At 48.7% G+C, this 10,955-nt stretch carries 14 protein-coding genes; 1 reads left to right on the forward strand and 13 read right to left on the reverse strand.

Translation table 11 applies throughout. The features are described 5' to 3' along the window. Positions 1–51: 51 nt before the first annotated feature. The 9 genes from atpB to J3999_RS02960 form a co-directional block, all read right to left on the reverse strand. The gene (atpB, locus tag J3999_RS02920) at positions 52–867 is read right to left on the reverse strand and encodes a F0F1 ATP synthase subunit A (RefSeq protein ID WP_208126455.1); all 816 of its coding nucleotides are present in this window, start codon (positions 865–867) and stop codon (positions 52–54) included. A gap of 11 nt (positions 868–878) precedes the next feature. Further along, positions 879–1,244: an ATP synthase subunit I gene (locus tag J3999_RS02925; RefSeq protein WP_208126456.1), complete on the reverse strand. Its 366-nt coding sequence runs from the start codon at positions 1,242–1,244 to the stop codon at positions 879–881. Then, the gene (locus J3999_RS02930; RefSeq protein WP_208126457.1) at positions 1,237–1,506 is read right to left on the reverse strand and encodes an AtpZ/AtpI family protein; all 270 of its coding nucleotides are present in this window, start codon (positions 1,504–1,506) and stop codon (positions 1,237–1,239) included. Before J3999_RS02930 ends, J3999_RS02925 begins: the two co-directional genes overlap by 8 nt. Before the next feature lie 280 nt (positions 1,507–1,786). Further along, a complete protein-coding gene (locus J3999_RS02935; RefSeq protein WP_371811848.1) occupies positions 1,787–2,665 on the reverse strand; it encodes a ParB/RepB/Spo0J family partition protein in 879 nt (292 codons plus the stop codon). A gap of 17 nt (positions 2,666–2,682) precedes the next feature. Beyond that, positions 2,683–3,450: a ParA family protein gene (locus J3999_RS02940; RefSeq protein ID WP_173286808.1), complete on the reverse strand. Its 768-nt coding sequence runs from the start codon at positions 3,448–3,450 to the stop codon at positions 2,683–2,685. Between the two features lie 38 nt (positions 3,451–3,488). Then, entirely contained in the window at positions 3,489–4,136 is a 648-nt protein-coding gene (gene rsmG / locus J3999_RS02945) for a 16S rRNA (guanine(527)-N(7))-methyltransferase RsmG (protein WP_208126458.1), read from the reverse strand. A 3-nt stretch (positions 4,137–4,139) separates the two neighbouring features. Beyond that, on the reverse strand, positions 4,140–6,035 hold the full coding sequence (gene mnmG, locus J3999_RS02950) for a tRNA uridine-5-carboxymethylaminomethyl(34) synthesis enzyme MnmG (protein WP_208126459.1): 1,896 nt from the start codon (positions 6,033–6,035) through the stop codon (positions 4,140–4,142). Positions 6,036–6,298: 263 nt separating this feature from the next. Beyond that, positions 6,299–6,727, reverse strand: coding sequence for a group II truncated hemoglobin (locus J3999_RS02955; RefSeq protein ID WP_208126460.1), 429 nt, complete (start codon positions 6,725–6,727; stop codon positions 6,299–6,301). 32 nt (positions 6,728–6,759) lie between these two features. Next, positions 6,760–7,074, reverse strand: a complete 315-nt coding sequence (locus J3999_RS02960; protein WP_208126461.1) for a DUF4282 domain-containing protein — start codon at positions 7,072–7,074, stop codon at positions 6,760–6,762. Positions 7,075–7,236: 162 nt separating this feature from the next. Between J3999_RS02960 and J3999_RS02965 the strand changes: the two genes are divergently transcribed. After that, on the forward strand, positions 7,237–7,821 hold the full coding sequence (locus J3999_RS02965) for a hypothetical protein (protein WP_208126462.1): 585 nt from the start codon (positions 7,237–7,239) through the stop codon (positions 7,819–7,821). A 12-nt stretch (positions 7,822–7,833) separates the two neighbouring features. On the opposite strand, the gene J3999_RS02970 is transcribed toward J3999_RS02965, so the two are convergent. The 4 genes from J3999_RS02970 to J3999_RS02985 form a co-directional block, all read right to left on the reverse strand. Next, a complete protein-coding gene (locus J3999_RS02970) occupies positions 7,834–9,261 on the reverse strand; it encodes a sodium/proline symporter (RefSeq protein WP_208126463.1) in 1,428 nt (475 codons plus the stop codon). A 153-nt stretch (positions 9,262–9,414) separates the two neighbouring features. Then, positions 9,415–10,236 carry an NADPH-dependent 7-cyano-7-deazaguanine reductase QueF gene (queF, locus tag J3999_RS02975; RefSeq protein ID WP_208126464.1) on the reverse strand — a complete coding sequence of 274 codons (822 nt, stop codon included), beginning with the start codon at positions 10,234–10,236 and terminating at the stop codon, positions 9,415–9,417. A gap of 1 nt (position 10,237) precedes the next feature. After that, positions 10,238–10,639 (reverse strand): hypothetical protein, encoded by a 402-nt coding sequence (locus J3999_RS02980; protein WP_208126465.1) that lies wholly within the window; start codon positions 10,637–10,639, stop codon positions 10,238–10,240. 3 nt (positions 10,640–10,642) lie between these two features. After that, positions 10,643–10,873 carry a hypothetical protein gene (locus J3999_RS02985; RefSeq protein ID WP_208126466.1) on the reverse strand — a complete coding sequence of 77 codons (231 nt, stop codon included), beginning with the start codon at positions 10,871–10,873 and terminating at the stop codon, positions 10,643–10,645. Positions 10,874–10,955: the final 82 nt, after the last annotated feature.

A 10,955-nucleotide genomic window follows, 5' to 3' on the forward strand; every position in this document is an offset into this window, starting at 1 on the left:
TGGTGCCCCTCCTAAAAGAGACACCGGACTTCTTTATTGCCTACCTGAGGATTAGTGACCTTCGTCGTGTGCCATTCCCAGATAAACAATTGTGAGCACCATAAAGATAAATGCCTGCAAGGTGATAACCAACAAGTGGAAGATCAACCAACCTAGATCAAGCAATACTTGTAGTGGTGCCCAGAATAGGGCAGCGGCACCCACTGCTAGAGTTCCACCAATCAATGCGATCAGTAGGAATACCAATTCCCCTGCGAACATGTTACCGAACAAACGCAGAGCAAGAGATAGCGGCTTGGAAACTTCTTCAATCGCAGTCATTACAACGTTGACCGGTACGAAGAACTTACCGAAAGGATGGAATAGGAACATCTTGATAAAGCCACCGATGCCTTTAATCTTGATGTTGTAGTAAAGAATCAGTGCAAATACGGTGAACGCCATCGCCAAAGTCGTGTTTAGATCCGTAGTCGGAACAACTTTCAAGTATGCGTGAGAATCACCTGTTACCAACTGGAACAACCAAGGAAGTAGATCAACCGGGATCAAGTCCATGAAGTTCATCATCCAAACCCAAAGGAAAATGGTCAACGCGATTGGCGCGATAAGTGGGTTATGTCCTGGGAAAGCGTCGCGAACGTTAGTGGAAACGAAGTCCAGAATCGATTCAACGAAGTTCTGGAAACCGCCTGGGGTTCCGCTTTCAAGCTGTTTACCTAGACGAGCCGCCGTAAAGACGATCAGCGCACCAAGCAAAAAGCTGACAATAATCGTATCCATGTTGAAGGTCCAGAAACCTTCACCAATGGTGTTGTTGGTCAAGTGGTGTTGGATATACTCGACCGTTCCCATTTTTTCAGCACTCAAGGGTCTACTCCTTAGTCAGTCAAACGTCTTTTCCCTTTCAAATTAAAGAGTTGCCCGATCTGCATTAACACAAAGGTGATAATGACCGGGAACGCCTCGCTCTGATCGAGAATAGACAGCCCTAAAACAAAAAACACAGCCAACAGAATGAATCTGATCACTGCACTCAGATATAAAACCAGCATGCCCGCTTTCGGGTCTTCCGCCGCACGTTTATTGGCTTTTTGGAAGGTAAACTGCAACATAAAAATGTTCAGCAGCCCGATAACAAAGCCGTAAGCCGCGCCCGTGACATGTCCCTGGGTCGCGTAAAACACTACAACGGCAATCCCGATAATGCCCTGTACTTTGTATGCCGTATCGACGTTTTTAATCATCTTTTTTCTCAGATTGAACGTTATCCAGACGCTTGGTCAAATGAATGACTTTCTGAATACCGCCGATAAAGCCCAATAGCGCACAAGCCAGCATCAGAATTGGTCGGGTATCGAAAATTTCGTCCAATACGTACCCGACAATAAATCCTGCAATCAACATTGAGGTAAAAATCGATCCTGCGCTCAGGAGTAAATAGTTCGCAGCAGCCCCCGGAGCACCTCTATTTTCTTGGCTCGGTGGGGTGTTTGGCTTTTCGCTCATCGTTTTTACCTTTGTTGTTTTAGCTCAATTAAGTTTGGCCTAAACGGTGGCACATGATAATGTTTTATCCGCCCAAAAGCTAGCCGTATAGGGCTGATTTTTAAGCTTTTTTCGTTTGCATGGCGGGGCTTTTTTCCATTTGTCTGACAAATTCAATCGAATTTCTACAACCTGTTGCGACCTGCTTATATAAAAATACAATATCTTGTAATTAATAAAATTTAGTCAACGGTAAATTCTTATCTATCAGAGTTTCTTATATTTCTGTATGAATTCCGTGTCACTTTTGTGTCAGAAGTTCGGAAAGTCTCTGCAGTTCTTTTTCATCTTTATAACTGATTTCAATCTTGCCGCGGCCGTTTTCCTTGTGCTTGATCTGCACCTTCGCATCCAATTGCTTCGCTAAAGACTCCTGATGACGATCGACAAACTCAAACTTCGGTTTGGAAGCTTCTTTAGCCGCCTTTTTAACCGCTGAAGGCACTAAAACCTCTTGGGCAGCCTGCTCCATCTGGCGAACCGACCAACCGTTTTGAACCGCCTTCTTAACCAAATCATTCTGAATCGGCTCCGGCATACTGATGACCGCACGCGCATGCCCCATGGTGATCTTACCGTCATGCAACGCTTGTTGAATGACCTCCGGGAGTTTCAGCAGGCGCAACAGGTTCGATACCGCCGAGCGCGAATAACCGACCGCATCCGCCACTTCCTGCTGTGTCAGTTCAAATTCCTGCAGCAGACGTTTCAAACCGATAGCCGTCTCGATCGGATTCAGATTTTCACGCTGGATATTTTCAATCAGCGCCATTGCCAGTGTCGTCTGGCCATCGGCCTGACGAATCACAACCGGAACATGCTCCAGTCCGGCCAGTTTTGCGGCACGCCAACGGCGCTCTCCGGCAATAATTTCATAGGAATCATCATTCAGGGAGCGAACTACGATCGGCTGTACAACACCCTGCACCTTGATCGACGCGGCCAACTCGGCCAAAGAATCGTCATTGAACTGTTGGCGAGGCTGGTATTGTCCGGCCTTAAGCTGATCGACAGGCAGCTTTTCGACACGTAAATCGCTGACATTCTTTTCCGACTTCTGCTTAGCCCCCAACATGGCGCTTAGACCGCGTTTTCCCATACCTGAACGTTTTTTTACCACAGAAATTCCCCTTCGGATTAAATTTGCGTTTTACGAACCACTTCATTCGCCAGCGCCAGATAGGCCAGGGCGCCACTGCAGCTCATATCATAGTCAAAAATCGATTCGCCGTGACTCGGCGCTTCAGCCAGACGCACATTGCGCGGAATAATGCTTTGCAGAACCTTCATACCGAAATGACTAACCAATTCGTTGGAGACATCATTCGCCAGATTATTGCGGCGGTCATGCATGGTTCTGAGAAGTCCGTCGATATGCAGCTTCGGATTCAATTCGCTTTGCACCGTCTCGATCGTATCCATCAGCGCCGACAAGCCTTCCAATGCGAAATACTCACACTGCACCGGCACAATAATACCGTCCGCAGCGACCAGTGCATTCACCGTCAACATATTCAAACTCGGCGCACAGTCGATCAGAATCACATCGTAACGCTCTTTAATTGGCTTCAGAGCTTGGGAAAGCCGGGTCGGCCCCATATCTTCTTCCAGAAGCTCAACTTCCGCTGCCGTCAGATCGCCGTTGGAAGCAAGAAGATCCAATCCAGCCTCTTCGATTTCGCTGACCACCTCGTCGAAACCGGCCTCATCTACGAGGATATCGTAAATGGTTTTTTCCGCGCTGTCCTTGTCAAAACCAACGGCGACCGAAGCATTCCCCTGCGGGTCCAAATCAATCAACAATACCTTCTTCTGCAGTCGGGCAAGCGCAGCCGCTAAGTTCACACTCGTCGTCGTCTTGCCGACGCCGCCCTTCTGATTTGCAATGGCTATGATTCTTCCCACAAAAGATCCTTTAAAGCTCTATTTTCGAGAATATGGTTTTAATCGGCTTTTTTCTGCGCCTGAATCAGACGACGCTGGGCATCCAGACCCGGCACCTGGAGTTCGATGATTCGCGTTACTTCCGCATACTCCGGCAAACCGGCGAGATCTTCGGTCTCTTTTTGCGCCTTCATCGCCCACCAGACACCGCCTTCGGGAATCAGGTGGTGCGTCCAAGTAAGCATATCTTCCAGAGAAGCGAACGCGCGCGAAATCACCGCATCATACAACGGTTCCGGCTGATATTCCTCAACCCGTTTATGCCAGACTTGGGTGTTATTCAGCCCCAGCTGCGCTTTTGCCTGAATCAGAAAACGTGTTTTCTTACTGTTACTGTCCAGCAGATCAATCCGTCTTTCCGGAAAACAGATCGCCAGAGGAATCCCTGGAAGTCCCCCGCCGGTCCCGACATCGATGATCGACTCGCTGTCGATATGCGGAACGACGGCAAGACTGTCAATCAAATGCTTGGTCAGCATCTCTTCAGGATCGCGGATCGCGGTAAGATTATAGACTTTATTCCACTTTTGCAGCAGCAGAAGATACTCCATCAGCAGATCGACTTGCTGTGGGGACAACTCGAGTGTCAACAGTTCCAGTGCCGATTCCAGTTTCGGTCTCAAGTGAGAAAGTTCGTTGTGGTTCATCAATCAGGCACTTTTTTGTGAGCGGTGTTTTTTAATTTCGATCAGCAGAATCGACACCGCCGCCGGGGTAATCCCCTGGATGCGGCTGGCCATACCCAGATTGGCTGGACGATGGTCGCGCAGTTTCTGCTTAACTTCATTCGACAGACCGGAAATCTTATCCAGATCAAGATCTTGTGGAATCTCGACTTTTTCCGAACGCTTCAATTTTTCAATCTGCTCCATCTGACGAGCAATATAGCCGGAATACTTAGCCTCAATCTCAACCAGCTCGACTACCTGCGGGTCTTCTACGCCTTCGCCGAAAACGTCCAGTTCGGAAAGCGCCTCATAGGAAACATTCGGGCGTTTTAAAAGATCGAAAAGCGTCTGCTCTTTACTCAGCGGAAGATCCATCAGCGCTTCCGCCTGCTTCGCTTCGGCATGCGTCGGATAGATCCATGTCTGCTGCAGGCGTTCCACCTCTTTTTCGCGCCCTTCCATCTTCGCTTCAAAAGCCGCCCAGCGCTCATCGTCAATCAACCCCATTTCACGGGCGACCGGTGTCAGACGCTGATCGGCGTTGTCTTCACGCAACATCAGACGATACTCGGCACGCGAAGTAAACATGCGATAAGGTTCATTCGTTCCCATGGTAATCAAATCATCGACCAATACACCAAGGTAAGCCTGATCACGGGTCGGATACCACTGTTCGTTTTCCTGCGCGCGACGCGCGGCGTTGATACCGGCCAGCATCCCCTGCGCCGCAGCCTCTTCATAACCGGTCGTACCGTTGATCTGACCGGCAAAGAACAGACCGTTGATCGCACGGGTTTCCAGCGTCGGTTTCAAACCGCGCGGATCAAAGAAATCATATTCGATCGCATAGCCCGGACGCATAATCTGAGCATTCTCCATCCCTTCCATCGACTGAACGATCTGGATTTGGGTTTCAAACGGCAAACTGGTCGAGATACCGTTCGGATAAAGCTCTGTGGTGTTAAGCCCTTCCGGCTCGATAAACACCTGATGACGATCCTTATCGGCAAAACGCATCACCTTGTCTTCAATCGAAGGACAGTAACGCGGCCCAACACTGTCAATTTCGCCCTGATCGGAATACATCGGTGACTGATGCAGCGACGCCATAATCGCTTCATGCGTCTGAGCATTGGTGTAGGTGATATAGCATGGTACCTGCTGCGGGTGCATATCGCGGCTGCCCATATAGGAAAAGACCGGTGCCGGATCATCACCCGGCTGCACCTGCATTTTTGCAAAATCGACGGTACGCGCATCAATTCGCGGAGGCGTTCCGGTTTTCAGACGCCCGACCGGCAAATCCAATTCGCGCAGTTTAGCCGCTAAACGATTTGCCGGTTCATCTCCGGCACGACCACCTTCGTAGTTTTGCAGGCCGATATGAATGCGCCCGGCCAGAAAGGTTCCCGCAGTCAATACCACCTGGCGCGAGTAGAATTTAAGCCCCATCTTAGTGACCACTCCGGTCACCTGATCCCCTTCGGTCAGAATATCTTCAACGGGCTGCTGAAAAAGCGTCAGGTTCGGTTGGTGTTGAAGCATCTTTAGAATCGCCGCTTTATACAGCAGGCGATCGGCTTGCGCACGCGTGGCCCGCACTGCAGGACCTTTGGAAGCATTCAAAGTACGGAACTGAATCCCACCCATATCCGTAGCCAGCGCCATAGCGCCGCCCATCGCATCGACCTCCTTAACCAGATGGCCTTTACCGATCCCGCCGATCGCAGGATTACAGGACATTTGTCCGAGAGTATCGATATTGTGCGTCAACAACAGGGTTTTCTGTCCCATACGCGCCGCCGCCAAGGCCGCTTCCGTACCGGCATGGCCTCCGCCAACCACAATCACATCATAGATTGAAAACGCTTTATCCATTAAATTGCTCGCAATGAAGCCATGCTTCAAAATATTCCGAAAATCACTACCTAAACCAAACTGGCCGGAGAAATCTCATCCGACCTTCGACGCGGTAAGCCTCGACAAAATCGAGATAAGAATTTGTTTTTACTACGTTTTCGTCGGGCTTCATCCGCCAAGGTAAAACGCAGGCTAATCGCATATTTTACCACAAGGCCTGCTCAAGATAGAAAGCTTAGTTGATTTTAAAACATGCACACAACGCCTGAGTGCGTATTTGCTCACTTTGCGTTCCGGGATTCATGACTCACCTGACGGATTCGCTCCGCCGGCCTGAACAGCTCCGTCAAAAGATACTGTTGCAAAGACAACGGATAATCTTGTTTTTCCAATGCAACCTGCATGCAGAGAAGCCAAGCATCGCGTTCGGCCTCGCCGACATCAAGATGGGCATGCGCCTGTGGAATATTAATCGATCCGTATTTATCTGCATAAATCTGCGGACCGTTCATCCAGCCGGATAAAAAATGCACTAACTTGTCTCGCGACACCTGTAAATCTTCAGGGTGCATAGCCCGGATAACTTGAGCTTCGGGTAAAACCTCCATTGCACCGTAAAACTCGTCCACCAGTTTCACCAGACCACTGTAGCCGCCGACCGCCTGATAGGTTGCATCGCCCATCCCGTATTCCACTCTCTCCAGAGACATGCTCTCTCCCTATGTAAAATTCATAACGGCCTCTATGCCGGCATCACCAAAGCGTCGCGCATCTGCATAAACGCGATCAGATACTCAAACATCAGACGCCATAAAAGCTCGGCAAACAGAAACATTAAAACGCCCAGAAGCACCCATCCCCACCGACGCCCGGCACTCAGGTTCAACACAGAACGAATCAAAGGCTTACTCTGCTGCACGACTTCGGCCAAATATTTCCGATACAGAACACTCAGCCAGCTATAAATCAGCAACGGCATAACCACTGCACCGAGATAATAGAAAACAATCAATACATCGATACTGATTAAACGCTTAAACGTCAAAAATTCATACATAGGACAGCTATTTTATTTACTTTTCAATACGGAATAATCAAAGATTTCAATCTTTTGTATAGAGTCTGCTATTGAAGATAAAGATAGAATAACCGATTATGTAATCTTTAGCCGTTCTGCTCAGGAATGGCACAGCACACACCTGATTGAAAGAGGTATCCAATGACTTATCTCAAGACGATTTTATTGACTGGACTCATTGGTGCGGCGACCGTCTCCCTGAATGCCTGCAATACCGCCCCGCCAAAGCATATGATGGACATTCAGGCAGGAGAAGTCTTCACCCTTAAAAAGCCTTTGACCATTCGTGCAGACAGTGCCCGGAGCTATATTCAACACGGCCAGGCAACCGGCGGAGGATTTGACCATTACGATCAGCACTGCCGTCTGGAAGTTCGGACACTTTCCGATCAGGTTAAAATCATTAAGCCGGATCAGTTTACAATTACCCGCGTATCTATCGGGGCCGAAGAAATTGCATCCCGTAACGCTACCCACCTTTACGCAGGACTGCAGCCCTTGTTTGTCGGCAGCGCCCGGGCAGAGGACACGGATTCGCAACCAAGTCCGACAATGGACTATGTCCATCTCTATCTGCAATCCAAGCAGCAACCCGATGTCTTGCGTCTCACCTGCGCCGGCTCACTCAGTGACGGCGATCTCGCAGATGCTCCGCGCAGTTATCGACCAAAAAGAGAACAGATCAATCAGATTCTCGGCACAATCGGCTCGGTCAGTACCAAATAAAGCTCCGCTTAATCAAACTTCTTTCTGGCGCGATGCTCTTTCATGCAGCGCCAGAATCATAATGCCACCGATAAAACCGAACGTCAGCGCGTAAATATCACTCCACCAGCCATTAACAACAAACAGCGCAAAAGTCAGCATGGCACCGACAATGGCCATAAAGGCTGCTGCAACCGTCACCCTCCTGCGAAGCGCCAGCCAGATAATTAACGGCCCGAAGGCACTGCCCAGCATACCCCAGGTATCCAGCACCAGACTGAACACGGTCTGATTATTTGACAGCGCAATCATAACGGCAACGACCAGAATCACAAATGTAGCCAGCTTGTTAAGCCATAAACGACGATTCGGTCGAGTACTGAAATCCCGATTCAATGATGCCGAGCAAGCAAGAATTAACGAATCGACAGTCGACATGGTGGCGGCAAACAACGCCGCGAGAATCAGACCAACAAAAATTTGCGGCATTAAGGTTTGCGCCAAACTCGGCAAGGCCAATTCAGCATCAAACTCACTGATCTCCGGAACCAGCACCCGGCTCATCAATCCGGCAACAATGGTCAAAGCGTAAAACAGGGTAAACCAGAAATAGTAGTACACCTGCATCTGCCTGACACTGCTTTGCTCAGAAAGTGTTACGAAGCGAATTACTACATGTGGTTGGCCGATAACACCCATACCGCCGAACACCCATCCGAGAACGAATAAACCGGCTCCGAAAAGGGTACTCTGCTCCGGAAACCAGTTCAGATAGTGATCGGAAACCTGTTGCAGGGCGCTGACAAAGCCACCGGTTTCGCTCAATGAAGCCCAGCCGAACAAAACCATCAACGCCATGCCGCAAAGCATCACGATCGATTGGGCAACATCGGTCCAGATCGAGGCCCGCAAGCCCCCCACCAGACTGTAGACGAAGATAATTACCGCAGCGATCAGAATACCGCTATCGCTGTCCCAATCCAGAAGCACCTCCGTTGCCTTGGTCCCGGCCTTCAGCTGGGCTGCGGCATAGACGGTCAAAAACAATAACGTAATCAAGCCGATAAACTGGCGTAGACGGTGTCGAGAGGTTTCAGAGCAGGTATTACGCTTATCCGTAGAGAGCCAATGAACCAGAAGACCGCCGAATGAGTGCACATGCTCGCTTGCGCCAATATCACGGATCCGTCGGACCGCGGTGTTCTGAACCAGAAAATCACCCAGTATCCATCCGATCATTAACCAGATCGAGGACAGCCCCATACTGTATGTTGCGCCGATCATACCGATAAACATAAAGCCGCTGTTATTGGTCGCCACTGCGGACAAACCAATCAATGGCGCGGAAACATTTTTGCCTGCGACCAGATAATCTTCCGTGGTGCCCTTACTGGCAAAATAACTGGACGCGCCAATAAAAAAGAAAAGTGTTAAAAAGCCGATAAATGCAATTTCTACCATACGATTTCCTTAAAAAATTCTGCGAAAAACAAATAAAGGAAATGGTCTGGCTAGAAACGGTTCAAAAGAAGATAGGCAACTAGTTCACCGCGCACAAGCACATTGTGATCAACCAGGGTTTCGACATGTGAGCGGTGTAATAACATGAGGTCATTATTGACGAATCGTTCGCGAAATATCAAACTCATCTTCAAAATTTGATCGATATGGATTGATATCCAACCCGCCACGACGCACATAACGGGCATAAACCGTCAAGTGCGTCGGCTTGCACTGACGCATAATGTCCATGTAGATGCGCTCAACGCACTGTTCGTGGAATTCATTATGCTCGCGGAAAGAAATAATATATTTCAGCAGCGCTTCACGATTGATTTTTCGTCCGCTATAGCGGATGACGACCGAACCCCAATCCGGCTGTGCGGTAACCAGGCAGTTGGACTTCAATAGATGACTGTTGAGCGTCTCATCATCCACTTCTTCATCGTCCAACTGCAACAGAGAGCTGTCGACCTGATAAAGATCGACATCTATATCCAAATCGTCCAGATTCTCCCCGGCAACATCTCCGAACAACAGTTCGTGACCCGTTAAAGGTTTAAGTTCTACCGCGACAGGGCCACCTGATGCATCAGAAAGATCTTTCTCCATCAAGGAGACAACTTCCTCTTCGGACTCGAAACGAGTGCCATTAAAGCTATTCAGATACAGCTTGAAAGATTTTGACTCAACCAGATTCGGCGAATCCACCTGAAACGCAAACTCAGCCACTCTAACAATCGGTTTACCCTTTGCGTTAAGCCATGAAACCTCATACGCAGTCCAGATATCCAGACCGGTAAACGGCAGTGCACTTTCGTCTATGCCCAATTCGGATCTTTTCTCGATACGCGGTATAGGAAACAGCAGGGAAGCATCATATTGCGCGCAATAGGGAGTCTCTTTACCTAAAAGGCTTTTGTTTGCAGTGGACATCTTAAGAACCTACATCGAAATTGCGCAAAGCGGAACGGAAGGAGTTAAAAGGGTTCAACAGCGCGTCCGAAAGGATAATTCCATAACCGAGCCAATGGAAAAAGGTGATCTCCTTTCCTGGAGTGAAATACAGGTACGTCAACAACGAGGTTGCAACAATGACCGTAAACACCGCCCAGAACATGTCCATAAAAAAGCCTAAAGGCGTGATATCCACTGACTTCATCATCTCGACAAACAGAATGACCACCGCCATGGTTATAAATGCATAACCGTAAATAGTGTTGTCCAGCGAGACACCGAACTGTTCTGCCAGTACCAGAAAAGCGATAACCAGCAACATCCATGGAAATTTGGAAATTGACCTGATCAGACCGGTCTCATTGTTTTTTGACGCAAACATAAATTACTCCTCAAATAAGAGCAACAATCTAAAAGATGCATTGGAAGAAAACAAGGAAAAATAGCCATCAAGCAGCATATTCACCTGTAATGGAGATTTAAAAGCCTGCATGGAATTTCCATTACGGGTGGCAGAAGCACGCTGAGCGGTACAAATAAACCGAATCAGAAATACTGGAATAGCTAAGAAAAGATTCGCCATAAGCAGCGGAAGAGAGGATGTTATTTCAGGCATAAAAAAAGCCCGCTGGATTAACCTAGCGGGCTTTCGGGATATAAGCTTGGCGATGACCTACTCTCACATGGGACCTCCCACA

This window comes from Thiomicrorhabdus sp. 6S3-12 (assembly GCF_017571475.1).
Taxonomy (GTDB): Bacteria; Pseudomonadota; Gammaproteobacteria; order Thiomicrospirales; family Thiomicrospiraceae; genus Thiomicrorhabdus.